Origin of the sequence: Paucihalobacter ruber (assembly GCF_006494535.1) — a bacterium.
GTDB lineage: Bacteria > Bacteroidota > Bacteroidia > Flavobacteriales > Flavobacteriaceae > Paucihalobacter > Paucihalobacter ruber.
Window position 1 is genome coordinate 1 of record NZ_VHIQ01000001.1, and the last position, 25434, is coordinate 25434.

23 protein-coding genes are annotated in these 25434 nt (G+C 33.6%); 22 read left to right on the forward strand and 1 reads right to left on the reverse strand.

The features are described from left to right. Positions 1 to 388: 388 nt before the first annotated feature. The 15 genes from FJ651_RS00005 to FJ651_RS00080 all read left to right on the forward strand — a co-directional run bounded on the left by FJ651_RS00005 (position 389) and on the right by FJ651_RS00080 (position 14479). Positions 389 to 985 (forward strand): hypothetical protein, encoded by a 597-nt coding sequence (locus FJ651_RS00005; protein ID WP_140988350.1) that lies wholly within the window; start codon positions 389 to 391, stop codon positions 983 to 985. A gap of 391 nt (positions 986 to 1376) precedes the next feature. Next, positions 1377 to 2543 (forward strand): DmpA family aminopeptidase, encoded by a 1167-nt coding sequence (locus tag FJ651_RS00015; RefSeq protein ID WP_140988352.1) that lies wholly within the window; start codon positions 1377 to 1379, stop codon positions 2541 to 2543. A gap of 69 nt (positions 2544 to 2612) precedes the next feature. Then, positions 2613 to 4367, forward strand: coding sequence for a serine hydrolase domain-containing protein (locus FJ651_RS00020; RefSeq protein WP_140988353.1), 1755 nt, complete (start codon positions 2613 to 2615; stop codon positions 4365 to 4367). A gap of 174 nt (positions 4368 to 4541) precedes the next feature. Next, positions 4542 to 5873, forward strand: coding sequence for an amidohydrolase family protein (locus FJ651_RS00025; RefSeq protein ID WP_140988354.1), 1332 nt, complete (start codon positions 4542 to 4544; stop codon positions 5871 to 5873). A 374-nt stretch (positions 5874 to 6247) separates the two neighbouring features. Then, positions 6248 to 6760 carry a hypothetical protein gene (locus FJ651_RS00030; RefSeq protein WP_140988355.1) on the forward strand — a complete coding sequence of 171 codons (513 nt, stop codon included), beginning with the start codon at positions 6248 to 6250 and terminating at the stop codon, positions 6758 to 6760. A 437-nt stretch (positions 6761 to 7197) separates the two neighbouring features. After that, positions 7198 to 7419: an antitoxin VbhA family protein gene (locus tag FJ651_RS00035; protein ID WP_140988356.1), complete on the forward strand. Its 222-nt coding sequence runs from the start codon at positions 7198 to 7200 to the stop codon at positions 7417 to 7419. After that, a complete protein-coding gene (locus tag FJ651_RS00040) occupies positions 7412 to 8020 on the forward strand; it encodes a Fic/DOC family protein (protein WP_140988357.1) in 609 nt (202 codons plus the stop codon). The genes FJ651_RS00035 and FJ651_RS00040 overlap by 8 nt, the downstream gene beginning before the upstream one ends. Before the next feature lie 280 nt (positions 8021 to 8300). Beyond that, the gene (locus tag FJ651_RS00045; protein WP_140988358.1) at positions 8301 to 8870 is read left to right on the forward strand and encodes a Crp/Fnr family transcriptional regulator; all 570 of its coding nucleotides are present in this window, start codon (positions 8301 to 8303) and stop codon (positions 8868 to 8870) included. Between the two features lie 78 nt (positions 8871 to 8948). Next, on the forward strand, positions 8949 to 9374 hold the full coding sequence (locus FJ651_RS00050) for a DUF2141 domain-containing protein (protein ID WP_140988359.1): 426 nt from the start codon (positions 8949 to 8951) through the stop codon (positions 9372 to 9374). 4 nt (positions 9375 to 9378) lie between these two features. Beyond that, entirely contained in the window at positions 9379 to 9732 is a 354-nt protein-coding gene (locus tag FJ651_RS00055) for a hypothetical protein (RefSeq protein ID WP_216746043.1), read from the forward strand. Between the two features lie 159 nt (positions 9733 to 9891). Beyond that, positions 9892 to 10875: a S8 family serine peptidase gene (locus FJ651_RS00060; protein WP_216746044.1), complete on the forward strand. Its 984-nt coding sequence runs from the start codon at positions 9892 to 9894 to the stop codon at positions 10873 to 10875. 330 nt (positions 10876 to 11205) lie between these two features. After that, positions 11206 to 11712, forward strand: a complete 507-nt coding sequence (locus FJ651_RS00065) for a lipocalin-like domain-containing protein (protein WP_216746045.1) — start codon at positions 11206 to 11208, stop codon at positions 11710 to 11712. Between the two features lie 6 nt (positions 11713 to 11718). Continuing rightward, positions 11719 to 12234: a nuclear transport factor 2 family protein gene (locus FJ651_RS00070; RefSeq protein ID WP_140988363.1), complete on the forward strand. Its 516-nt coding sequence runs from the start codon at positions 11719 to 11721 to the stop codon at positions 12232 to 12234. A gap of 222 nt (positions 12235 to 12456) precedes the next feature. Beyond that, positions 12457 to 13602, forward strand: a complete 1146-nt coding sequence (locus FJ651_RS00075) for a DUF6090 family protein (RefSeq protein ID WP_140988364.1) — start codon at positions 12457 to 12459, stop codon at positions 13600 to 13602. A 274-nt stretch (positions 13603 to 13876) separates the two neighbouring features. Next, the gene (locus tag FJ651_RS00080; protein WP_216746046.1) at positions 13877 to 14479 is read left to right on the forward strand and encodes a DUF2306 domain-containing protein; all 603 of its coding nucleotides are present in this window, start codon (positions 13877 to 13879) and stop codon (positions 14477 to 14479) included. Between the two features lie 161 nt (positions 14480 to 14640). Here the strand turns inward: FJ651_RS00080 and FJ651_RS00085 are convergent, their stop codons facing one another. Next, the gene (locus FJ651_RS00085) at positions 14641 to 15480 is read right to left on the reverse strand and encodes an AraC family transcriptional regulator (RefSeq protein ID WP_140988366.1); all 840 of its coding nucleotides are present in this window, start codon (positions 15478 to 15480) and stop codon (positions 14641 to 14643) included. Between the two features lie 133 nt (positions 15481 to 15613). Between FJ651_RS00085 and FJ651_RS00090 the strand changes: the two genes are divergently transcribed. The 7 genes from FJ651_RS00090 (at position 15614) to FJ651_RS00120 (ending at position 25324) form a co-directional block, all read left to right on the forward strand. After that, on the forward strand, positions 15614 to 16420 hold the full coding sequence (locus tag FJ651_RS00090) for a phytanoyl-CoA dioxygenase family protein (RefSeq protein WP_140988367.1): 807 nt from the start codon (positions 15614 to 15616) through the stop codon (positions 16418 to 16420). Next, positions 16420 to 17244 (forward strand): sugar phosphate isomerase/epimerase, encoded by an 825-nt coding sequence (locus FJ651_RS00095; protein WP_140988368.1) that lies wholly within the window; start codon positions 16420 to 16422, stop codon positions 17242 to 17244. The genes FJ651_RS00090 and FJ651_RS00095 overlap by 1 nt, the downstream gene beginning before the upstream one ends. After that, positions 17241 to 19310, forward strand: coding sequence for a beta-L-arabinofuranosidase domain-containing protein (locus tag FJ651_RS00100; protein WP_140988369.1), 2070 nt, complete (start codon positions 17241 to 17243; stop codon positions 19308 to 19310). Before FJ651_RS00095 ends, FJ651_RS00100 begins: the two co-directional genes overlap by 4 nt. A gap of 13 nt (positions 19311 to 19323) precedes the next feature. Beyond that, on the forward strand, positions 19324 to 21483 hold the full coding sequence (locus FJ651_RS00105) for a GH92 family glycosyl hydrolase (protein WP_140988370.1): 2160 nt from the start codon (positions 19324 to 19326) through the stop codon (positions 21481 to 21483). A 328-nt stretch (positions 21484 to 21811) separates the two neighbouring features. Beyond that, positions 21812 to 22351, forward strand: a complete 540-nt coding sequence (locus FJ651_RS00110; RefSeq protein ID WP_140988371.1) for a hypothetical protein — start codon at positions 21812 to 21814, stop codon at positions 22349 to 22351. Between the two features lie 237 nt (positions 22352 to 22588). Beyond that, positions 22589 to 24172, forward strand: coding sequence for a hypothetical protein (locus FJ651_RS00115; RefSeq protein WP_140988372.1), 1584 nt, complete (start codon positions 22589 to 22591; stop codon positions 24170 to 24172). A 204-nt stretch (positions 24173 to 24376) separates the two neighbouring features. Then, entirely contained in the window at positions 24377 to 25324 is a 948-nt protein-coding gene (locus FJ651_RS00120) for a polysaccharide deacetylase family protein (RefSeq protein ID WP_140988373.1), read from the forward strand. Positions 25325 to 25434 lie beyond the last annotated feature (110 nt).

The following is a 25434-nucleotide window of genomic DNA, read 5'->3' on the forward strand; positions in this document are numbered from 1 at the left end:
TTTAGTAGTAAAAGAGCGGGGATTATCAATGTTGTCGAAGTTTAATACTTCACCGTGTATAGTAACCTTATTCCGCTCTTTTGTTCTTTCTGATTAAGTACTAAAATTAATGAATTGTAAACTTAAGCCGTATATAATTTATTGCTAGTTCTAGCCTACTTACGAAAATCCTCGCGGATTTTCTATTCGGTTTGTATTTGCCAAATTAGGTGCTTAAAACACGCAACAAACCATATACAACAATGTTTCTTAAAACCCACCCCATTTTACGGCATCCCGTAAAAAACCCAATCCCAATCACCCTATATTTGTAAACCACACCAACCCAAACACCCCGTTTACTTTTTAAGCGGTTGATTGTTAGGTTTGTTGCGGGGAATTGTTATATTTGATAAAAGGTAAGGTATTAATGCTAAAATGGCGGGATAACGTTGTAAAAAGTGATGATACAAGAAGTTGTAGCACATTTGAGAAACCTACATATTTAGTGAGAGAAGAACTTAAAAATACAGATTGGCATACATACGGATTATCAATTTCTGACTACGACTATACGCAAAGATTAATCAATGAATTAATTGATGATAGGAATAAGCAGATTGAAATCAAAGGAAAAGAATTAGAAGTGCAAAAAATTGACTCTGAAGCAATTTCGGACTTAAATTATTACGCTTATATCGACAATTTATTTATCTGGAATTTTGGAATTTGGCGCTTACAAGGAATATTTGAGGGGATTTTAAAACAGGAATATTTTCCTGAAAAAAATATGCTTGGATTAAAATCAAAACTAGATTATACCAGAAAAGTTTCAAATAAGATAAATCAAGAGGATTATAATGAATTACTTGAATGGGGAAAGTTACGAAATGCTCTTTCTCATTTTCCACCTGAACAATACAGACCATCATTAATAAAGGAAAGTGATTTCAATGAATATCTAGAACTATTAAAAAAGGTTACGACCGAATTAATAAATGACTAAAATAAAAATTGTGAGACTTTACATAATTAGCTTAGCTTGTATTGTCTTTTATTTTTTCTTGGAGAATTCAAACATCATTTCGGAACTCGTTAAAATTTCTGATAGAGGTCGTTATGGTAGCTTCCCAACATTTTTTCTAACAGGATTATTCAAATACGGATTATTAGTAATCGGAATAAGTATTATTTTAATTTTGAGTTTTTTACTAATCAGAGAAAAAACAAAAGGAACAATTAAATAAAAAAAAACGTGCTACAACAACTGGTATAACAAATAGCTTTTAAGTGCTTAAACCAAAGTTTTTGTATATTTAAAAACATAAAACCAACTCGGAAAGGCTAGCGATTATTTGCACGCTACTTGCCATACCAGAAAACGTTAGCTAAAATTTATGGACAATTTTCGATTTAACAGAAGGCTTTTAATTAAACTACTTTGCCTAATAATTGGCGTAGCCAATGCACAAAACGATACAATTAAAAGAGCCAGAGATTTAGGTATTTCCTTTGAAGGAGTCACCGGAGTTAATAATTCAATAACTGATGTTGCAGGGGTGGAAGTTGGATATAAAACACTGGTTGAAGGTTCGGGAGACTTAATTAGAGGGAAAGGCCCGGTAAGGACAGGTGTTACTGTGATTCTTCCAAAAGGTAAAACTGATAAAAGTTATGGAGCGTCTTGGTTTTCATTGAATGGAGATGGAGAAATGACAGGATTGCCTTATATCGAAGATTATGGTAAAGGCTATGGTCCAATTGGCATAACAAATACCAATAGTGTTGGTATTGTAAGAGATGCTATTGGTGAGTGGAGTTTTAACAAATTTTCTAATTCAGATTATATAGATTTTGCATTTGGATTACCTGTTGTAGCAGAAACATGGGATGGCACATTGAATGACATCAATGGATTTCACATCAAAAAAGAGCACGTATGGGAAGCGTTGGACAGTTCTTCCGGCGGCAAAGTAATGGAAGGGAGCGTTGGTGGCGGAACGGGCATGGTTTGCTACGAGTTTAAAGGAGGCAGCGGAACCGCTTCCCGAATTTTTACCATTGATTCGGTTCAGTATACTTTAGGTGTCTTTGTACAAGCCAATTTTGGCAGAAGAAGCGACTTAATGATCCGGGGCATTCCTGTTGGAAAAAAAATTACAGATTTAGAAGCGATAATAAGTGAGCCCAAAAGAAAGGATGGTTCAATAATTGCCATAGTTGCAACGGATGCCCCTCTGCTACCAGGCCAATTAAAACTTGTTGCGAAACGTGTAACACATGGTATTGCACGAACCGGAACATTTTCGCACAGTAGTTCGGGAGAGATTTTTCTGGCATTAAGCACTTCTGTTCCAGAGTATGACGACAAATGGATGAAGGAACAATGGTCGGTGGTTCCAAAGTGGAAACTGGATCCTATCTTTGAAGCAACTGTTCAGGCAACTGAAGAGGCAATCCTAAATGCCTTAATTGCTGCGAAGGATATGGATGGCATTAATGGAAATAAAGTATTCGCTCTACCCCACAATAGACTAAAAGAAGTTCTAAACGAAAAGGATTGAACTTTAGCTAACACGGGTATATAAAACCGTTATGCTTCATGCAAATCTTCAACTTAAAAAGATCAAAATATGAGAAAGATATTATTTCTCGGAGTACTTTATCTGATATTTTTAAATCCCTCATTTGGACAGACAACAGATCCTTCAGCCATCAATTTGGCTAATTTAAACACTTATCTGGATAGTATTTTTTCGAATGTAGGAAAAAACGATCCAGGTTGTGCGATCACTATCATTGAGCATGGTAACATTCTTGTACGGAAAAATTATGGCATGGCGAACATAGAGAATCAAGTTCCCTTTACGCACCAATCTGTAGTAAGGATGCCCTATTCCGAAGCACGTGAGTTTATCTCAATTGCTGCTCTATTAATGGAGAAAAACGGAATCTTAAATTTAAACGATAAGGTAAGAACTTACTTTCCCGACCTTCCCGATTGGTCTGAATCGGTCACTTTATGGGATCTTCTAAACCATAGAAGTGGATTTGTAGATGAATGGGCCACCTTGCTGCTCATGTATAACAGTATGTCCAATCGGTTTGATACCGAACAGTTTTTAAGACTACTATATAACCAGCCCACACCTGAAATTGAACCCGGCAAAGGCTATATGTATAGTAATTCAGATTTCGGATTGCTTCGTCTGATTATGGAGAAAGCTTCGGGGAAGAATTTACCTGATTGGATTGAGAGACGCCTCTTCGGGCCTTTAAATATGAAGGACACACGCATGCAGAAAAATTCATTGGATATAATTCCCAACCGAGCTACCTTTTACGAAGGCAAAGAGGGTGGAGAATATCAGCATGCCAAGGTACAAAAAACCTCACCTGGAGGTAATTATTTCATTCTGACTACAGCCAATGATCTTGAAATTTGGGCACGCGTTGTTAAAGATCCTAACTCTGAAATAAGTGAAGCCATTAAAATTTTAATGTCAAATGTGCGGCAAATGCCCGGCAAAGAAAATCACTTCATCATTGGATATACACACCGAATCATCAACAATCAACAAGTTGAAATACATGAAGGTGTTAATGAATATAGTTATCTTATTCACATCCCGTCAAAAGGCTTATCGCTTATTACCTTATGGAATAAATATGCAGATAATTTTGGAAAAGTGAATCAAGCTATTACCGACTACCTATTGCAAATAAGACCAGAAGCATCTGCATTAACTACATTTATTACCAAGCCGATTAATGTGCCGGAAAGTGAATTGTCGATTTACACCGGCAATTACCGTTGGAAAAACAGGGTGTCTTGGGAAGGCCTTAATCAACCAAGAAAGTTCAGTAGCTTGTTTATAGCTGATGGTAAATTGATGATGAGATATTCTGGAAATTATGTCATAGAATTAACGCCTGTTGCGAAAGATATATTTTACTACATAGATGGCGAGGATGGTTTTGGTGCACAGTTTTTATTTAAACCAGAATACCACAATGGTCCATTACAATTAACTGTCAATTTTGACGATGGTTACCCAAGCGATATTATGCTAAAAGATACAGAATCAGCTTGGCAGCCTACCAAAAAGGAGTTAGCAGAATTTACGGGAAAATTCTATAGCCAACATTTGGATTATTATTGGAAAATCGAATTGAATGAAAATGGGAAACTGATACTTAAAAGTTCCAACCTTCCAGATACTGAATTAGAACCTGACGGGTTTAATCAATTTCATTATATTGGTGAATCATATCCTGGTAGCGGGTATGACAGATGGATACTATATAATAAAAATGAACAGGGTACCATAACACATTTAACAGCATGGTCAGGACGCGTCATGCACCATCGATTTGAAAAGCAATAAGCACAAAAGCACAAAAATGTATATAAAAAATAGGCGAATTAGCTCTAAATTCAAGGCTTTTGGCTCGTATCAAACTTCATTCTTAACTGAAAGTTTGGTGCTTCGAAATCGCCTACTTTTCATATACTAATCGTTGGCGTGCATTTTGTCTAATTTTTGACATGTAATATGATTATGAAATTAACATTAATCTTTTCAATTTTCTTTGTAATAACAGAAAGTTTTTCTTTTACAAAAGATACGATCTTGATTGAAAATGTGAATATTATTCCAATGACGGAAGAAATAGTTCTGACTAATCAAAGAGTATTTATTTCAGGAGGAAAAATAATTAGAATAGAATCATCTAAGGAACCTCTTTCATACAAAGTTAATATAACCATTGATGGGTCCGAAAAATATCTAATTCCCGGCCTTGCAGAGATGCACTATCATTATAGAAGCGATAATATTGAAAGTGATTTAAAACTTTTACTTGCCAATGGAATTACTACTGTAAGGAATATGGCAGAATTCAATGGGCAAGATCACATGACTATCAAGGAAAGAATCTCGACTGGAGATTTGTTAGGTCCAAATTATTTTACAACCGGACCATATTTGACAGCAAATAATTTTTTAACAATAAGAGATGTAGAAAGTACTGTAGAGGATCATAAAAAAAAAGGATATGACTTTTTAAAGCTTGCTGATAATTTACCACTCCCAATCTATTTAAAATTAATTGAAGAATGCCAAAAACATAACCTAAAAATAATTGGACATGCCCAAAGGGATCTGCCTTTAGAATTTTCGATGAGAATGAATTCTATTGAACATATTGAGGAATTCCTTTATTTAAAAGAAAACAATTCTAAAAAAGAATTGTATAAATACTCTGATCAAGAATTAAAAAATTTAGCAATTAAACTAAGAAATAGTGGAATTTATATTGGCACGACACTTACTGTATTTGATTTTATAAACAAATGTCTAAATGACAGCACTTTTACAGCATTCAAAGATGACGAATTATTAAAATATCTAGCCCCCGATCAAAGGAATGTATGGTTATCTGAAAAAAATGACTATAGAAAATTGAAAGAAAAAGAATTCAATGGTGTAAAAGCTCCAGTTCTTTTCCAGGAATATTTTAACTGGATGAAAAAATTCACAAAAGTATTATTCCAAAATCAGGTTTCCATGCTTACAGGGAGTGACACTTATGGAATGGTAATAGTTGGATTTTCGCTAAGCAAAGAATTTAGTTTTCTTCAGGATGCCGGTGTGAAACCTTATCAAATATTACTCGCAAGTACAGTCGTGCCAGCAAGGTATCTGGGACGATATGGAGTTCAAGGCACGGTCACAGTAGGGAAAAATGCAGATTTAGTGTTATTAGGTAAAAATCCATTAGAAGATATTCAAAATATAAATTCAATAGAAGGAGTTATAGCCAAGGGAAAATGGATTGATAGAACTGATATCTCAAAAATGCTAAAAGAGGTAGAGGAATCGTTTAATTGAGAATTCTGCTCACAAAACAGCCGCCAACACCGCATCATCGCAAAGATGCTGTATTCAAACAAAATCGATAATTTAGAACTCTAAATAACTAAACATTAAACCGACAACTCCGCGTGCTAAAATCCGCACACTTGCAATAAGCGAGACCGTTTCTTAAAACCCACCCCATTTTACAGAATCCCGTAAAAAACCCAATCCCAATCACCCTATATTTGTAAACCACACCAACCCAATCACCCCGTTTACTTTTTAAGCGGTTGATTGTTAGGTTTGTTGCGGAGAATTGTTATATTTGATAAAAGGTAAGGTATGAATACTAAAATGATAGGCTAAGGTTATAAAATGTGATGGTATTATACGATGTAACCAATGCTATGAAAAAAATTACTACGATAATAATAATCTTAATATTGATATTTTCTTTTACTAGAAAACCAGGCAATGAATGGAAAAACAAATCTGAACTAATTGGAACTTGGGTGAATTTAGAAAGAGATGAAAAAGGATATCTGATTTATGACCCTTGTGATGGAAACAATAATTACATTACAATTACTGAAAATAATGTGATTTACGATTTAGGACACGAAGGCCCAAACAGTTTAAAGATTAATTCAGTTAAAATATTAAACACATTAAATGAAATTGAGTTTTTAGGAATTCACGAATTTTATACGATTAAGTCAATTATGAAAATTATAGATTTTGATAAGAAATTGTACCTATTGAAATGGGAATTAACACCTAAAAATAATTCAAATGATATACGAATGGGGAAAATGATGATGACCAGAAAGGAATATGAAAAAGACTTTAGATTTATAGATAATCCTTGTGATTATGGAAAGGTTCCTGAAAAAAAATTCCTTCCAATTGAATATGACTAAATTTAAAAACGCAAAGGTTACAACACCTCATATAATTTATGCTTACATTCGAACTAACATTAACGACAAACATTCAACTAACGATTTGCTACGTCCGAAAAATCTCCGATTTTCCAGTCGCACAAATCATATAAAAACTCGTTTCTTAAACCCCACCCCATTTTACGGCATCCCGTAAAAAACCCAAACCCAATCACCCTATATTTGTAAACCACACTAACCCACGCATCCTATTTACTTTTTAAGCGGTTGATTGTTAGGTTTGTTGCGGGGAATTGTTATATTTGGGAAATAGTAGGGTATGAATACTAAAATGTCGGGATAACGTTATAGAAGGTGATGTTATTAACCGTTATAAAACATTTTAAAGCAACAGAAAACAAGCGATTTAACTTAAATATTTTGTAAATTTGGAAAGGAATTAAAACACGAACAATATGTTCAACTCGATAGAAATAGACAGAAGCAATCTAACAATAATGGGAGTTAAGTTTTCAGACTTGAAAACTTTAGAAAACACCGCAAACGCATTGGGGAGTAATATGTTTGAAGGATTTAAACCTACTCCAAAAGGCATTGAAATTATAAGGGACTATGTAACGGGAAAAATATCTCTAACAGAACTTGTAGCATTTGCCAAACAAAAAGCATATGTCTAATTCTTACAAATACATAGACCCTGACTATACCTACACAGATTCCAATACAGGACTTTTAAAGAATTTACAAGACATTACAGATTTTGATGTATTACTTTTTGTAGAAAGCGGTGCTGTAACTAAACGACTTCAAGAACTTTACGAACACCCTGTAAAAATCAAAGGTATTGATAGTCTATTTCAAATTCACAAACATTTATTCCAAGACATTTACGAATGGGCCGGAAAAAAGCGCACAGTTGAAATAAGCAAAGATGGCAAACAGTTTTTTCCTATTTCACATTTTGACAACGCTCTCAAGTACATTGACCAATTAATTACTGAATTCAAGAAAATTCCGAAAAACAACAAAAAACTATTAGCAGAGAAATTGGCAGAAATTTTAGACAATGTCAACTATTTACATCCCTTTAGAGATGGAAATGGAAGAGCACAAAGAGAGTTTTTAAGACTGCTGGCTTTAGATAAAAACTTGATGCTTAATCTTAACCCACCAGACAACAAAAGTGTTTACGAACGATATATGAAAGGAACAATTGAAAGCGACGTAATGACTTTAACGGAGCTGATTCTGGAACTAATAAACACTAATACCAAATAGCAAAACGACTTATAACAGCACCCATTTTACGGAATCTCGTAAAAACACCACAACCACCCTATTTTTGTAACACCACACCAACCCAAGCACCCCGTTTACTTTTTAAGCGGTTGATTGTTAGGTTTGTTGGGGAAATTGTTATATTTGGGGGAAGTATGGTATTAATATTAAAATGGCGGGGGAAGGTTATAAAATGTATTGATATTACACGTTAGCGGAAAGTTTATAAGCAATGAAGCCGTTATACTAAAAGCGACAAATTAAATATCTTGACTAATCAATGATTTATAAAGTAATAGAATCTGTAATTGGACATTTCCCTTCTGAATATAAATCAATGTTAGAAGAGATTTCTACCATCCGTATTGTGGACAAGGATAAGACTATCCTTAAGCAGGGAAAAAATTGTAATCATTTATGGTTTATCAATAAAGGGGCAGTAAAGGCTTATGAATGGATTGACGGAACCGAAAAGGTTTCTCATTTCTTCTTAAGTAATATGTTTTTTACCAATTATTATTGTTGGGTTACAAAAAAGCAATCTGACTTGACATACAAAGCTGTTGAAGAAAGTGAAATAATAGAAATAGACTATCCCAAACTAGAAGAACTCTGTACTCGTCATCATATTTTTGATACCATTGGAAGAAAAATGGCAGAAAAAATATTTGTGCAGGAGTATTTCAACAAAAAACTACTATTGAACTGTACTGCAAAAGAAAGATATGAGTATTATGAAAAAGAACAACCTGAAATTTTTCAGCATTTTGCTTTAAAAGACATAGCATCGTTTATAGGAGTTACTGACGTTTCGTTAAGTAGGATTAGAAAAGAACGATTGCAAAAATGACGAACTTATCATTTGTAAAGTAAATTCACTTATTGACGTTATAATTTCGCAAACTTTAAAAGACGAAATTTAATACGTATGTTAAAACTAATCACATCTACAGTAATCATTTCCATCTTAGTAGTGGTATGCGAATTGATGAAGGAAGAAAACAACAAGCTCAGAGTTGAAGTTACAAACTTTGAAAATAAGGCTACAACAAAAGTATATGTAAGCGTATTTTCTGAAAAAGATTTTCTGAAAAAGTCTATACAGACAAAATCTGTGAGCGCATCAGGCAATAAGGTAATTGTAGAGTTTGATTTACCCCAAGGTGAGTATGCAGTTTCCACATACCAAGACGTAAATGCTAATGGTAAACTAGACCGATATTTTATTGGTAAGCCAAAAGAACCCTATGGTTTTAGTAACAATGTAAAGTCTTTTGGACCACCAAGTTATAAGGACTGCAAGTTTGCCCTTGCCAATGAACCTAAAACAATTTTAATTTCATTAATAAATTAAATTTATGATAACCGCATCATTAATTCTAAATATTGTTGTACTTATTCCTGTCTGCTATTTTTTGCTGACAAATAATTTTAGAATGACAAAAACTATGGGAGAATTTACTCCTGCTCGTGGAATTTTACTTTCAATGTATATAACAATACTTTTGGCTTCCATTTTGTTGTTATTATTTTTAGATGTAAAACTTGCCTCTGCACTTTTTTTTATGCAAATAGTGTATAAGTTGCTGAGTCCTTTTTCTGTAAAGACTTTCAAAAATCCAGTTGTAATCAGCAATATATTGATTGCGATTTTTCATTTGGTAACAATCTATACAATCATAAAGGCAGACGCACTTCATTTTGATATCTAACCGTAACAAGTACAAATACACAACATCGTTTTTATGTTAAGTGGGATAATGTGATTAATTGAACACTAGTACTTTATATTTGCATTAATAATGAGTGACAGTTCAGTACCTCTATATCCACCACTTTGTAAAGCCGAAAACCTTTTAAAATAAATGACAATGAAAAAAATAGTATTTTATCTACTTGCATTAGTTTTAACTGTCTCTTGTAATGAATTGACTGAGTTTTACACAAGTGAATATAAATATAGCTATACTCGCCCCATTGGTTTAATGATGTCTAAAGCGTTTGATACTCTTAATTTATCAGGGAAAGGAATAAAAATAGGAGTGATTGACGCAGGATTTGGAAAATTCAAGACTAACGAATTCACTAAGAATCTAAATATAGTTGCGTATAGAGATTTTGTTGATGAAGACACAACTAATTTCTTTTCAAGTCGAGAAAATGATCATGGTACAATTGTAACAAAATCAATTGGTGGAAAGAATAGTCAAAATCAGGTCTACGGGCTTGCTTTTGGTTCTAAATATTATTTAGCAAAAACTGACATTTACGACAAAGAACCTATAGAAGATGAAAAAAGATTGATAAAGGCAATAGATTGGTTGATAAGTCAGGATGTTAAATTGATAAATATATCTTTAGGATATACCACTTTTGATGATGATGATAGTTATTCTAATAAAGATTTAAATGGAAAAACTGCTTTGTCATCTAAACATATAGATAGCATTCTTAATGCAAACAAGGATATTATTATTGTGGTTAGCGCTGGAAATGAAGGGAATAAAAAATGGAAACACATAACATTTCCCTCTGACGTTAAAGACGTAATAACCGTTGGCTCTACAGATTTTGACGGAATAAAAAGGTTTAAAAGCAGCGGTACAGGTGTAGACTATGTTAATTATATAAAACCTGAGATTGCGACCTATCCAATACCAATTGGCAATTCAAACACCACACCGGTTATTACAGGTCTGATAGCATGTATCCTTGAAAAGCAAAACTTAAATAGAGACTTAATAAAGGAAATAGTAATAGAGAGTTCATCAAATTATAATTCTCCAAATAAGGAAATAGGATATGGAGTGCCTAAAACCAGTCTAATTCTAGCAAAGATTAAAAAATACCGCTAAAAAATGTATGCGGAATTTAAATTTTGTTATTTATTTTTAAAGGTAAATTTAAATTATGCATACACAATCGTTCTTAAACCCCACCCCATTTTACGGCATCCCGTAAAAAACCCACACCCAACCACCCTATATATGTAAAACACACCAATCCAAGCACCTTGTTTACTTTTTAAGCGGTTGATTGTTAGGTTTGTTACAGGGAATTGTTATATTTGGGGAAAGTAACAAATAATCACTAAAATGACGGGGTAACGTTGTAAAAAGTATTGATATTATACGTTGGCAATAATTAGAAATATGAGATTTAAACACCTATATATATTAATCATATTGACATCAGTTCTTTCTTGCAAAAATAAAAATGAACAGTCTGATTTTGATATGTTTACAGGAAGGTGGACTCTTGACATTGTGGAAACGAAAGTCGATTCACTTTCAATTTGGGAGCCTCGACAAGACCATTACAAAAATCGAAAAGGTTTTATTCTTTATGACGGCCAAGGTGGAATGGGGGTACATCACGTCACAGAAAATTATGATAAATATGATTTTGAAGGGCGTGGAGGACTAGACAGCTTAACGGTCAACGACTTGAGACATTTAGCTGACAATTTTGTCTATTTTGGAAAGTACAGGGTAATTGACTCACTCAAAATCATTGAACATTATATTGAATCGACAAATTTTCAAAACATGTGGGGCACAACTGCTAAAAGGAACTATTCCTTTTCAGGTGATACTTTAATTCTAAATCCTATAACGAATATATACCCGAAAACTCGTCTCAAATGGGTTAAATTAAACGACAAGAATGATATAGCAATTACCAACAAATAATAAATTATGAAAAACATAAATTTAATCTTTCTCACAATAATTTTGGTTGGTTGCGCTCAAAAGGAAGAAAAAACGGAAAGAATTCAAACTTCAAACTTACAGGAACAACTTCAAATAACTGTTGAGGATAGCTTGGCAATTAAAAATATTATTAATATTCAATCAAAAAGTGGAAATTTTGAAGAGAGGGAAAAAATATGGGCGGAAGACGGCCGTTGGTTACAGGCATTTGGCCGAGTATTTTATGGCAAGGACACCATAACAAGTTTTGAAAAATATTTACATGCAAACGCGGGTTTCGCTACATCATTTGTAAGTGTTAGGCGTGATCCTGAAATAAAATTTTTAAGGCCTGATGTAGTTGTAGTCCATCAATATCACGAAAGGGAAGGACAAGTTATCAATGAAGTGGTAACACCAACAAGAAGAATAAACACAACCTATATCATAACAAAAGAAAACGGAACTTGGCAACTTAGAGATAAAGTAACCATGGATGAACGTGAGCGAACTACAAACTAAGGGATGAACTAAAACTATTGGCAACAATGTATAAGCGTAACGCGGGCTAAAGTTCTAAAATTAAACGGATTGAATATTAATAAACATATGGTTAAACAGAAAGTGAAGTGCTTCTAGTCCCACACTACGCTTATACTTGACCGTTGTGCTTCATTATGACCAACCAATAAGAGTCCCGTTTACACGGGCTATAAAAGTTACCCGTTTACACGGGCAATACATATGATAAAATTCTTTCGAAAAATTAGGCAAAATTTACTTACAGAAGGAAAAACTGGAAAGTACTTTAAATATGCTATTGGTGAAATTGTGCTTGTTGTGATTGGTATTCTGATTGCTTTGCAGATTAATACTTGGAATGAATATAGGAAACAAAAGCAAGTAGAAAAACAGGTTTTAAAAAGCCTATTTCAAGAAATTGAAAAAGACAAAAACGCACTTAAACAAATTGACTATAAATATAAAAAAGACTTACTTGATATATCTTATTTTAGAAAACTCTATTGGAAAGAGCAGCTTAGTATGGCAGATGCATTAGATCTAAAAAAATTTTTCGGCTTTGTTAACCATGATGTAAACCCAAATCGAATCACTTATGATGAAATGATAAGCACTGGCAAGCTCTATTATTTATCAAATGAAAACTTAGTAAACAAGATTATTGATTATTACGAACTCATAGATGGTCATATATATCAATCAAGACAAGATAGAATTGAATTTAGAGCAAATTTTTTTGATGTAAGTGATATGAAAGAATTCTGGTTAACGGTTTACGATAATAATAATAAAGAACTAGCATATAATTTCGCAAATAATCAAAATACTGAAATATATAAAACGATGAAGGTGCTAACAGAATACAGTCATGCTTTAACTAGAACTACGCAAGCATCTGTAGTTAATTTATATCAAAAAGCTCAAGAACTTCAATTATTAATTAACAAAGAACTTGATGGTACTCTAATCTTGGTTGATGACACAAGCTTTTCTGAAGGAAATGCATTAAGTAATGATGAAACTTTACCAAAAAATTTATCGGGATTAGTATCATCTGGTAAATCTACTGACGAAATTATTGAAATAATTAAAAATCAGGATAATGACAACCCCAAATTTGATATCTCAGAAAATCAAATCAATAGATTAGGATATTTGCTTATGAGACAAGAAAAAAATCAGGATGCCCTAAAAATATTTAAACTAAATACAGAATTATACCCAAAATCAGCTAATTTATATGATAGTTATGGTGAATGTCTTTTGAAATTAGGTGATACTGAAAATGGCATAAAAGCTTATCAAAAGTCTTTGGAGTTAAATCCAAACAATACCAATGCTAAAATAATGCTTTCTCAATTCGAGTAAAATAACGAAAGGCTAACAATGCATATAAAAAATAGGCGAAATAGGCGTGTAATCAAGGCTTTTGGCTCGTATCAATCTTTATGCTTTACCGAAAGTTTGGTGCTTCGAAATCGCCTACTTTTCATATACAACGCCGACAAATTTTCGAAACCAAAAGGTAAACAACATTTTACTCAAGACTATATAAACAAAGAAAAATAACTGCTAACAACAATACCTACAAACAAAAAAAGATTAGAACTAAATGAAAATTATTGAACGATCATTATTCTTCATGTCTTGGACATTAATTATAGGTTTATCAATCTATTTTTTTATAGAAAATGTAGGTGTTTATTTTACCGGGTACCGCAGTGATAGTTACATTAACAACCCTATATGGATAAGTGCGCACTTAATAGGCGGAACATTAGCGTTGCTAACGGGACCCATACAATTCTCTAAATGGATAAGAAACAAATATTTAAACTTTCATAAACTAACAGGTAAAATTTACATTATTGGCGCATTTATTGCCGGTTTATCGGCTATTCGACTGTCACTAATAAGTTCTTGTGTAACCTGTAGGATTTCCCTGTTCATTTTAGCCGTTTTGGTTCTCTTTACTACTTTTTCAGCTTGGTGGTCTGTAAAAAATAGAAATATAAAAGCACATCAACAATTTATGGTTAGAAGCTACATATGCATACTGTCGTTTGTAGCCGTAAGAATAGGTAGTATTCTTCCATTGGACTTTTTGTTTGGTCAAATTGAAGACCCAACATTTAACAGAACTGTAAATGAGTATTTCTTTTCATTTGCTCCAATAATTTGTGGTGAAATATTTTTGACGTGGATTCCAACATTAAAAAATATTAAAAGAAAAAAAGGTGCATAAATGCCGATAGCCAACAATGTATATCAAAAAATGGCTAAATATCACTAAAATCAACCTTTTGGGCTCGTATCAAAGGTTTTTCTTTAGTAAAGGTTTTGTGCTGCAAAAGCGCTTACTTTTGATCTGCTTAAGGTTGGCAGTAATGACCATGACATTCCCTTCTATTTAGAATTCATAAATTCTCTGGGACTCTGCTGTTTATACTTTTTAAAAGTCCGGTTAAAGTGACTCAAACTTTCAAATCCGGAGCTAAATGCAATTCGTTGAATAGATTCCGTTTTATGCAACAACAGTTGACATGCGTTTTCTATTCTTGTTGTATTCAAAAAAGTAATAAACGAATACCCTGAATGCTGCCTAAACCAACGGCAAAACGATTGAGGCACCATGTTTGTAACATCTGCCAATTGCTGTACTGTCAGTTTTTGGTCTAAATGTTCTAAAATATAATTGTTAACCTTGGCAAACTTATCCATATCGTGCTTTTGATGCTGCAAGAACTTATAATCTTTTGAAGCCAAAACTTTGATAGGCTCATGTTGGGTTAACTGATGCAACAGATCAATTAAGGCAACCAGCTGCTGTACTTTATTTAAGGTTGCGAACGTTGTGATAAGCTGAATAATTTTTGGGGTTGGTTCTTTAAACTGTATACCGCGTTGTGCTATTTTAAACAGCGCTCCAAAATGCTCACATTCTTTAAATGATGAAAAAATATTTGCGCTGAATTGAAATACATATGCCTTCTGTAAGTTTGATACTTCTTGATTTAAGCTAATCCAGTGATGTGGTATGTTTTTTCCAACCAAAACTAAATCGTTACTTGTAAAAGTCTCGATAGAATTACCGACGATTCTTGTGCCTTCACCTTCTAAAATAAAGGTCAGTTCTATCTCCGGATGATAGTGCCAATAAGGCGCGAAAGCTTGGGTCTCAATTGTAAAAAATTGAATAGATTGATTGGTTGATTCAATATCTATTTGCTCTAACTCAGCCCTCACTATTATGTTTTATAAACTTATTAAGTATATAAAGATATCTAATTTAGTTTAGATATGCATAGTTTTGGTTAAAATTGAAAAAAATGTTCTTTTAGTATTCACTTAATTTTGAAGACTATTAATTTATAAACGCATGGTAACCACAGAAATTTTAAATCAGCCTTATAGCCTTAAGCCAGAGCAAATCGATTTTTACCATCAAAACCGATATATCAAATTAAAAAATGTTCTAGATGCAGAAACATTAAATCACTTTAATTTGGCAATATCAAAAAAGGTTAATGAGTTAAATAAAGAATACCAGCCACTTGAGGAACGTTCAACCTATGGTAAAGCCTTTTTGCAATTGTTTAATTTATGGGAACAAGACAAGGCTATAAAGGAACTGATTTTTAGCAAACGACTTGCCAAAATCGCCTCAGATCTTATGCAAATAGAAGGTGTAAGATTGTATCATGACCAAGCCTTATTTAAAGAAGCCGGTGGTGGTATAACACCTTGGCATGCCGATCAGCACTATTGGCCCTTATCTACCGATAAAACGATTACTGCGTGGATTCCGTTGCAAGCAACACCCTTAGAAATGGGACCTTTAGAATTTAGTGCCGGCAGTCATGAAATTCTGGAAGGAAGAGAATTATCCATAGGAGATGATAGTGAAGTACAGATTGAGAAGCGTTTAAAAGTTACAGATTATAAACATGTTATTGAACCATTTGATGCTGGTGAAATTAGTTATCATTCGGGTTGGGTATTTCACCGCGCGGGTGCTAATACCACCAACCAAATGCGAAAAGTCATGACCATTATTTATATGGATAAACACATGACCTTAAAAGAGCCAACAAACAGTGGGCAAATAAACGACTGGAAAACTTGGTGTCCGGGTGCAAAAATTGGGGAGGTGATTAATTCCCCTTTAAATCCGGTCTTGTACTAATGCCAAGTAAATTTCTATATCCATTTTGGGGAAGTGAACACTTGTGTCCAAACGATTTTTTTGAGATTCTTATTTCAAAAGGCTTTGATGGGATTGAAATTAATATTCCAATAGACCCCATTTTTGAAACCACATTTTATGACGTTTTAAATACCGTTCGGAAGAAAAACCCTGATTTTGTAGTGGTCTTGCAACAGGTGGTTGGCAAACAAAAGGAAACGCCAGAAAGTTATCTAAAAACGGTGATGAATCGGCTGGAAAGTTTGATTCATCATCAACCAAATTTTATTAATTCACATACAGGAAGAGACTACTTTTCTTTTGAGGATAATTGCAGAATTATTAGGGCTATTGAAAGCTTTTCTGAAACCAACAATATTCCGGTCTATCACGAAATTCATCGCGGTCGTTTTACGTTTCACACGAGCACAACCTTACAATATTTAGAAAAATTCCCAAATCTAAAATTTGTTGGTGATTTATCTCATTGGTGTGTTGTTTCAGAATCTATGCTGCAAGATCAAGAAGAAATCATCAATAAAATTATACCAAAAATTTATCACATCCATGCACGTATTGGGTTTGAGCAAGCACCTCAGGTAAATAATCCCTTTGCACCCGAGTGGCATGCTTATTTAAATCAATTTACACAATGGTGGCAAAGCATCATCGATTATCATCAACCCTGTAGAACCATAACAATTACGCCAGAATTTGGGCCATTTCCGTATATGCCACAAGCACCCTTTACAAAGCTGCCTTTAGCCAACCAGCACAACTTAAATTTTGAAATGAAAGCTTACCTAAAATCACATTTAAAATGAGAAAAACAACACTGTTCATCTGTCTACTTATGGTTTTTTCATGCCAAGATACTAAAGAGAATTCCCAAGGCGAGAATTTCACTAATAATGTCAATAAGGTAGCCACTACGATTGTTGATGATAGTGAAAAATTACTATTCTTTAATCATCCAATTCAACCAATCCAACCTGAATTTATAAAGTTTTCAATAGGGAGTGTCAAACCTAAAGGCTGGATTCTGGAAATGATGCAAAACGATTTAGAAAAAGGTGTCGTTGGTGCTTTAGATGAATTATATCCGGGAATCAAGTCAGATAATTTATATCATACTGCTCGCAGAGGCGGCATGGAAGATATTCCGGAAATGGGAGATTTAGTTTTGACCGGTGCCGAATGGGAAAAATCTATTATGTGGTGGAATGCAGAAACCATAGGAAATTGGTGGGACGGCTTTATAAGACATGCCTTTTTAACCGAAAACGAGGAAGCCATTCAACAATCGCACAAGATTATCGATAATCTTTTAACATCTCAAGATAAAGATGGTTACATAGGAATTTATAAACCTAATCTGCGCTTCCAACATAAAGGTTCTAATGGCGAGTTATGGGCGCAAACCACAGCTTTTAGAACCATGCTTGCTTATTATGAGTTTACCAACGAAAAAAAAGTATTAGATGCTGTTAAAAAAGCCATGCAAGTCACCATGAAGCATTATGATGCAAATTCTAAAAACCCCTTTGATTTAAAAAATGAATTTGGTGGTGTTACTCATGGATTAATGCTAACCGATGTTTGTGAAACACTTTACAGAATTACCGGTGACACTGTTTATCAAAACTATGCAACTTACTTGTACAAAGCCTTTTCAACCTATTCTATCAATCGTTCGTTTAATGATTTACGCTATCCTTTTTTAATAGAAAAGGACTCACTTTTTGAAGGGCACGCTGTTCATACCTACGAGCACATTCGTTCTATGGCAAATGCATATTTTAATACCGGTTATCCTGAATTGAAAACAGCTTATACTAATATGCTGGCTAAATTAGAACCTTGTATTTTACCAAGTGGTGCCGGTCATGGAAATGAATGGATTGCCAAACTGGAAGCAAATCCGGATGATACAGGAAGCGAATATTGCACCATGCTAGAACTCCGAAATTCTTACGGAAGCTTGCTACAAAAAACAGGTGAAGTGACATTTGCTGATAGTGCCGAAAAGCTCACTTATAATGCCATGCTTGGCGCCAGAAATAGTGATGGCACGGCAATTACTTATGGGAAAACAGATAATTGTTATGTCTTAGATGGAAAACATCATCAAGAGGGGAAATCAATTGATGACCCACGCTATAAATATTCGCCAACACATTCTGAACCCGCAGTGTGTTGTGTGCCTAATTACACTAAAAATTTGCCTACTTTTTTAGACCTGATGTATATGAAAAAAGAAGATGGCATTGCCATAGTTTTATTTGGTCCTTCTGAGCTGAAAACTTATGTAGATCAAACTAAAATACAAATTGAACAAGAAACAAATTATCCAATTTCGGATGAAATCACAATAAAACTAACAATTGAAAAACCTATAAGTTTTACAATCTATTTGCGCAAACCCAAATGGAGCAATAACATGGATATTAGTATTAAAAACGCAAGCGTTCAACTTGAAAACGGCTACTATAAAATTAAAAAAGAATGGAATACAAATGAAAGTTTTAGTATTACATTTCAAAATGATATAAATAAAATTACAGCCAATAATGGTGAAGTTTATTTACAACGAGGCCCTTTAGTTTATGCTTACAGCATTCCACATCGAGAAGAGGTAATTAAAACCTATTCTGACTCAAAATTTAGAGATTATTATTGTTTTCCTGATAATCGAGACTTTGTTAATTTAAAGCTCACCAAAGATTCAAAGTTCACATTAATTTCTAATGGAAGTTCAAATTCTTTCTATACTAATCATTGGTATTTAGAAGGTGAACTTTTTGATAGTTCATCAAGCAAAAATATAAGAGTAAACCTAATCCCCATGGGCAAGACCATCTTAAGAAGAGTAACCTTTCCATTAAAATAATAAGCACCAAAAAATGAGACGTTTTACCGCAATTATAACAATAGTTTTTCTTTGCCTTGGTTGCAAAAAGGATGTGTCAAAAGACATCATTCAAGATATAGATTACACTCAATTTGTCAATCCATTCATAGGCACAGATGGCACAGGTCACACCTTTCCGGGTCCTTCCATGCCTTTTGGGATGGTACAACCGGGGCCGGACAATAGAGATTACGGCTGGAATTATACCAGTGGCTATCAATATAAAGACACCCTGCTTCTAGGGTTTTCGCAAACACGATTAAGCGGAACCGGCATTAATGAAATGGGCGATGTACTATTAATGCCATATTCAAAATCAAAGACAGATTTAAAAAATTCATACTTTAAAAATTCTGAGAAAGCAGAAGTTGGTTATTATACTTTAACTAAAAAAGATAGTGTTAAGGTAGAATTAACTTGCTCAGAACGTGTGGCTTTTCATCAATACGGTTTCCCTAGTCAAGATGCCAATGTTCATTTGAATTTGCAACATGGCTTGCGTTTTGTTTTTGATGAAAACAATCAAAAAGGGTTGGTGCTCGATAGTGATGTTACAATTGAAAGTGATAGTACAATTTCCGGTTATGCATCCACAGAGAACTGGGTAAAACGAAAATATTTTTACACCATTCAATTCAACCAACCATTTTCAAAAATTGAAGAATTACCCAAAAGTAAAAATGACAAAGCACCCAAATTTGATTTGAGTTTTCACCTTAAACAAGACAACACATTAAAGGTTAAAATTGCCTTATCTTCAGTTTCAACAGAAGGTGCAAAGTTAAATCTACAAACTGAAATTCCGCATTGGGATTTTGAAACCATCAGAACTCAGAATAATCAAGCATGGAATACGTATCTTAATAGAATAGAGATTGAAGCACCACAAAAGCAAAAAGAAATCTTTTACACTTCAATGTATCATTTGTTTTTACAACCCTCAAACATCGCCGATGTAGATGGCCAATATCGAGGCGCTGATGATAACATAGCCTTAGCACCAAACAACGAATACTATTCAACGCTTTCTAATTGGGATGTGTATCGAGCAGCATTTCCATTATTACAAATTCTGGCACCAGAAAAAATAAATGGTATTGTGAACTCAATGTTATTGCATCACAAAGTTGCCGGTTTTTTACCTATTTGGACAGCATGGGGACAGGACAATTATTGTATGATAAGTAACCACGCTATCCCCATGATATTGTCTGCATATAATAACGGTTTTACAGGTTTTGATGCGCAAGAGGCCTTAAACGCAATGATAGAAACTTCAACCGTAAGCCACATTCATTCTAATTGGGAATTGTATAATCAATTTGGTTATTATCCTTTTGATCAGATTGATAATGAGGCGGTTTCACGAACATTAGAACACGGATTTGATGATTACTGCGTAGCACAAATGGCTAAAAATTTAGACGATGAAGAAAACGCCGTCTACTTTGAAACAAGAGCCAATTACTATAAAAATTTATTCGATCCGGAAACAAAGCTATTTAGAGGAAAAGATTCTAAAGGTAATTTTAGATCACCTTTTGACCCACTAACTGCAACCTCACCATTAAATAATCCCGGCGATTACACAGAAGCAAACGCATGGCAATATTTTTGGACGCCTGCCCAATATGACATTGAAGGGATGATTGAATTATTAGGTGGTAAAGAATACTTCAAAAAACACCTCAACACCTTTTTTACTACCGAAGCCGTAAATCCTGATAAGTTTTTAGGACAAGAAGCAATGATTGGCCAGTATGCTCATGGTAACGAACCCAGCCATCATATTATATACTTATATGCTTACACAGATACGCCTGAAATTGGTCTTAGCTATATTAAAAAAGTAATGAACGAGTTTCATAATAACACACCAGATGGTATGATTGGCAATGACGACTGCGGACAAATGAGTGCTTGGTATATTTTTAGCACGCTTGGGTTTTATCCGGTAAACTCAGCTACCGGAGAATTTATAGTTGGCTTACCACAAGTAAAACAAGCAACACTGCATTTACAAAATGAAAGAACCCTTAAAATAACGAAATCGAACGAACAATTAAATCAAATCATTCTAAACAATAACACTTTACAAAACACCATAAGTTTTAAGCAATTAATGCAAGGTGGGAAATTAGAATTTAAATAACTGCTGCCAACACCGGATTCTATGAAAAGCACTTTCCTAGCGTGTCAAAATTTATATTTATTTTATAATTCACCCCATAATGATGATTCTGTGGTATTGAAATGTTGATAACCCGCTAGCCCCCGCTACCGCGCGATTACATCGTGTGGTGTCAACCCCAAACAAAGCCCGAGTTAAACCATAAATTGTAAAGATAATCAACTCATTACAAGCTATTTTTATAAGTTGACTGCTAAGTTTGTTATATTTGAAAGAATTAACCATTATCATCACAAAAAGCAGGATAACGTTATTAAAGGTGATGATATAAGGTATTGTGGGTAATTTGATGAAAAATGTAATAATCATATTAACATTACTAATTTCTAATTTGACTTCTGCTCAAATTGAGAAAGAAAATGATACGCTCGAAATTTGGACTTTATTCAGTATTGGTAATTTCGTTAATCAAAATGCCGAAAGAATAGTTGAGAAAAAATGGCCTTTTAAAATAAAAGGAATTGCGGGAGATTCATTTATGGAAGATTTGATAGACTCAGTTGAAATTCATAATAATAAAGTTTGGACTTACCTCGACGCAAACGGATATTCTGAATCAAAGAAAAAATTTGAAACGGATTTACTAACTGAAATTAAGCAAATAAAAAAGGCCGTCGATATTTCAAATTCGGACAAAAAAGTAGTTTCTCTTTTTGAAAAATGGAGAAAAAATGGACAACAAAACTACACGGCACTGAATAAATTGACCGATGTAAAATATGAGTTTTCACTATATAGCTTTGATGTTAATGATTTAGACAAAGGACAAACTTTCGAACTGAAATACATTGTAGATTTGGACAACGAAAAAATAAAGGTTATTAAATAAAAAACTACCCACAACAAAAAACTTTGCTTATTTTAGTTAAGCCGTTTGGTCGTTGCTTGTTTGCCAGCTCTTATTTTCCTGCGGAAAATCCTCGCAATCAAACACGCAACGTTCCTTACACAAAAACGTTGCCCGCTATATTAATTTCGACCGATGTTTCCACTATAAAAAATAGTTAATTAAAACTATATATTATATTAATAATAAAAGTATAAATATCTATAATTTTTAAATAAAATGACCAACCTAAAATTAGCCTCTATTCATCTATTTGTTTCTTTCACTGTTGTATTAATTTCTTTGAGCAGCTTTACCAATAGAGCTTTTGGTCAAACTGAAACAGCATATTATCCAGTATCAGAAGTAAAGCAAAAAGATGGGAAATGGGGAATCAAAGCGAGTCCAGATTGGAAATTACAACCCAAGAAAAGAGATTGGATTATACTCCCTACCTATGACAAAATTGAATTGTTTAACTATAAAACTAAGCACGAAAGATATGGTAAATTTTATACTTATGGTGCATTTTATGCTTGGAAAGCAAACAAAATTGATGTATATACGGAGAAAGGTTTAGAGCTTATTATAAGTGATTTGTCTATAGAAGATACTATCCATGTTGCCTCTTTTGCCAGATTTGTTGGAGCTGAAACAAAACCTTTTTTGGTGAATAAATTGTGTGGATGGAAACATAAAGAAGTAATAATTCCAGCACAATTTGATTCTATTCAACTATCCTATGATAAATGGATTTATGAGGAGATTAAAGTATACAAAAATGGAAAAATGGGTTTGATGTCGCAAGATGGAAAAATTTTAGTGCCGTTGAATGAGTACGGAGATATTGGTACTTATTCAACTGTTTTTACATCAACATATAGCAAAATGGATAAAACTGGCAAGAGGCTTGAAGGAATGTATTTTGATGAGTATAAAGAGATTCCTCCCATTTATACAGAAATAAAACTTATTTCGAATTGGAAACTAAATGATGAAATTCCGAATTTCTACAGTTGTGAGTTGCCAAACGGCAGTATGGATTACTTTATAAAAAAGGATTCTAGTTTAGTTAGGCCTTCTGAAGCCATATCAAAATTAATTGAGGAAGAGGCTGCGAAACGCAAATGGTTAAATGGGCTAGTACTTTTTGCTAAAGCTGGTGCGATAGGAATAAAAGATGCAGATGAAAACTGGGTTTTGCCTATACAAGCTACAGCACTGACAATCGGCAGCTATTTAATTGAACCGGATGACGATATCATCAATGTCAAAAATGGATGGCTTACTGAGGGCAGATTCACAGGATCTGTTTCGATCACAAGATTTTTCACAGGATTGAAAGATTATGAAAAGTTTGCTATTAAGGCAGAACTGAACCCTTATAACAGTCTAACAGGAGATAATAGATCGTATTTTGATGTTGTCATTAACGTTAATAGGGCTTATAATTTCAAGTCAGGCTTTGAGATTTATCAGGGTATTTGCCCTATATGTGACGGGGATGGACAATTACCTGACGGCTATACTAAGAGTTCAGAAACCATTACTTATGACAGAGTTGTAAAGGACGGAACTACAACCATCACTCGTAAAAATTATTTGGCCAACGAAAGGGTAGATGCTTATGGAAATAAGTATGTCCGAACATATAACCAGACCTATGATAATTACAAAACAGTCAAAGAAAAAAAAACGATAGTTACTGAAACCAAAAAATATAAAACTTGTTCGGTTTGTGAAGGCAAGAAAAAGTTCAGCTATGCCTTAATTTTATGGGATGATCAAAGAAACGAGTATGTATTAACTACTCTTAAGTTTTAATTCAAAATAAGAAAAATGAAAAAGACCTTTGCCAGTTTTGCATTTTAAAATAGTAGAGACGGGCAACAGTCGTTTGGCTCAATGATGGGTGTAGTGGTTAAATCAAGTTAATACCTCGCATCAAATTTTATGGTATGTTGACAGTTTAGTGCTCCAAAATCCGCCACTGCGCCAAGCACCAAACCGTTAGTAACAATTTAATAAATGACAAGATTAATTATTCTATTTTATGGTTGTTTTTTGCTTTTTTCTTCTTGTAAGCAAAAGCCCGTATTTATTGACTTTACTTACCCGGAAGGAAAATACAAAGCTCTAGTATTGAGTTATGACGATGGTACAATTCAAGATATTCAATTAGCAAATTTATTTGACCAACACAATCTTGTGGGCACATTTAACCTTAATTCAGAATATTTAGGTACTAAACGTGGTTGGCCTCAACAAAATGGTGATACTATTTTTCAAAAATATGTCGCAAAAGATTCCCTTTTGTTTATCTATAAAAATCATGAAATTGCTGCACATGGAGCTTTACATAAAAATTTTATTGACATTACAGACAAAGAAATACTAGACGAAGTCAATATAGATATTAAAAACCTCACAGAACTTACAGATAGGAAAATCATTAGTATGGCATACCCATTTGGAAATACCAATGATAGTATTGCTAAATTAATCTCTACAACAGAAATAGTCAATGCCAGAACTGTAGATGACACTTATAAATTTGACTTACCAAAAAACTATTTGATATGGAATCCAACGTGTCATGATAGTAAAGTTTTAGACTATTTAAATGACTATTTAATACTTGACAAACCAAAATTATCTCTATTCTACGTTTGGGGACATTCATGGGAATTTGAAGATCAACATAGATGGAATAATATGGTTGAGTTTTGTGAAAAAATTGGAAAAGCTAATGATATTTGGTCTGTTGGGAATGGAGAACTAACAAAATATTTAAAAGCGATTAAAAAAGTTCAAATTAATGAATACAAAATAGTTAATCCTTTAAACAATGAGCTTGTTTGGATAAAGCTATCAACAGGAATTAAAAAACTTGAAGCCGGAGAAACCATAGAAATAAAAACTATAGCTAACAAACAGACCTCAAAAAAGAATACCGACCACGAACAGGGCATATAAAATAACCCAACTTTACAGAATCCCGTAAAAACACCTCACACCACTGCCCTATTTTTGACGTTTTAGAAAGCCAAATAACACATCTTACTTTTTAAGCGGTTGACCGTTAG

What these genes read in the sequence shown, in the direction of transcription:
- FJ651_RS00015 (WP_140988352.1), top strand. Translation starts at nt 1,377, where the DNA reads ATGGACAATTTTCGATTTAACAGAAGGCTTTTAATTAAACTACTTTGC.
- FJ651_RS00020 (WP_140988353.1), top strand. Translation starts at nt 2,613, where the DNA reads ATGAGAAAGATATTATTTCTCGGAGTACTTTATCTGATATTTTTAAAT.
- FJ651_RS00025 (WP_140988354.1), top strand. Translation starts at nt 4,542, where the DNA reads ATGAAATTAACATTAATCTTTTCAATTTTCTTTGTAATAACAGAAAGT.
- FJ651_RS00030 (WP_140988355.1), top strand. Translation starts at nt 6,248, where the DNA reads ATGAAAAAAATTACTACGATAATAATAATCTTAATATTGATATTTTCT.
- FJ651_RS00035 (WP_140988356.1), top strand. Translation starts at nt 7,198, where the DNA reads ATGTTCAACTCGATAGAAATAGACAGAAGCAATCTAACAATAATGGGA.
- FJ651_RS00040 (WP_140988357.1), top strand. Translation starts at nt 7,412, where the DNA reads ATGTCTAATTCTTACAAATACATAGACCCTGACTATACCTACACAGAT.
- FJ651_RS00045 (WP_140988358.1), top strand. Translation starts at nt 8,301, where the DNA reads ATGATTTATAAAGTAATAGAATCTGTAATTGGACATTTCCCTTCTGAA.
- FJ651_RS00050 (WP_140988359.1), top strand. Translation starts at nt 8,949, where the DNA reads ATGTTAAAACTAATCACATCTACAGTAATCATTTCCATCTTAGTAGTG.
- FJ651_RS00055 (WP_216746043.1), top strand. Translation starts at nt 9,379, where the DNA reads ATGATAACCGCATCATTAATTCTAAATATTGTTGTACTTATTCCTGTC.
- FJ651_RS00060 (WP_216746044.1), top strand. Translation starts at nt 9,892, where the DNA reads ATGAAAAAAATAGTATTTTATCTACTTGCATTAGTTTTAACTGTCTCT.
- FJ651_RS00070 (WP_140988363.1), top strand. Translation starts at nt 11,719, where the DNA reads ATGAAAAACATAAATTTAATCTTTCTCACAATAATTTTGGTTGGTTGC.
- FJ651_RS00075 (WP_140988364.1), top strand. Translation starts at nt 12,457, where the DNA reads ATGATAAAATTCTTTCGAAAAATTAGGCAAAATTTACTTACAGAAGGA.
- FJ651_RS00080 (WP_216746046.1), top strand. Translation starts at nt 13,877, where the DNA reads ATGTCTTGGACATTAATTATAGGTTTATCAATCTATTTTTTTATAGAA.
- FJ651_RS00090 (WP_140988367.1), top strand. Translation starts at nt 15,614, where the DNA reads ATGGTAACCACAGAAATTTTAAATCAGCCTTATAGCCTTAAGCCAGAG.
- FJ651_RS00095 (WP_140988368.1), top strand. Translation starts at nt 16,420, where the DNA reads ATGCCAAGTAAATTTCTATATCCATTTTGGGGAAGTGAACACTTGTGT.
- FJ651_RS00100 (WP_140988369.1), top strand. Translation starts at nt 17,241, where the DNA reads ATGAGAAAAACAACACTGTTCATCTGTCTACTTATGGTTTTTTCATGC.
- FJ651_RS00105 (WP_140988370.1), top strand. Translation starts at nt 19,324, where the DNA reads ATGAGACGTTTTACCGCAATTATAACAATAGTTTTTCTTTGCCTTGGT.
- FJ651_RS00110 (WP_140988371.1), top strand. Translation starts at nt 21,812, where the DNA reads ATGAAAAATGTAATAATCATATTAACATTACTAATTTCTAATTTGACT.
- FJ651_RS00115 (WP_140988372.1), top strand. Translation starts at nt 22,589, where the DNA reads ATGACCAACCTAAAATTAGCCTCTATTCATCTATTTGTTTCTTTCACT.
- FJ651_RS00120 (WP_140988373.1), top strand. Translation starts at nt 24,377, where the DNA reads ATGACAAGATTAATTATTCTATTTTATGGTTGTTTTTTGCTTTTTTCT.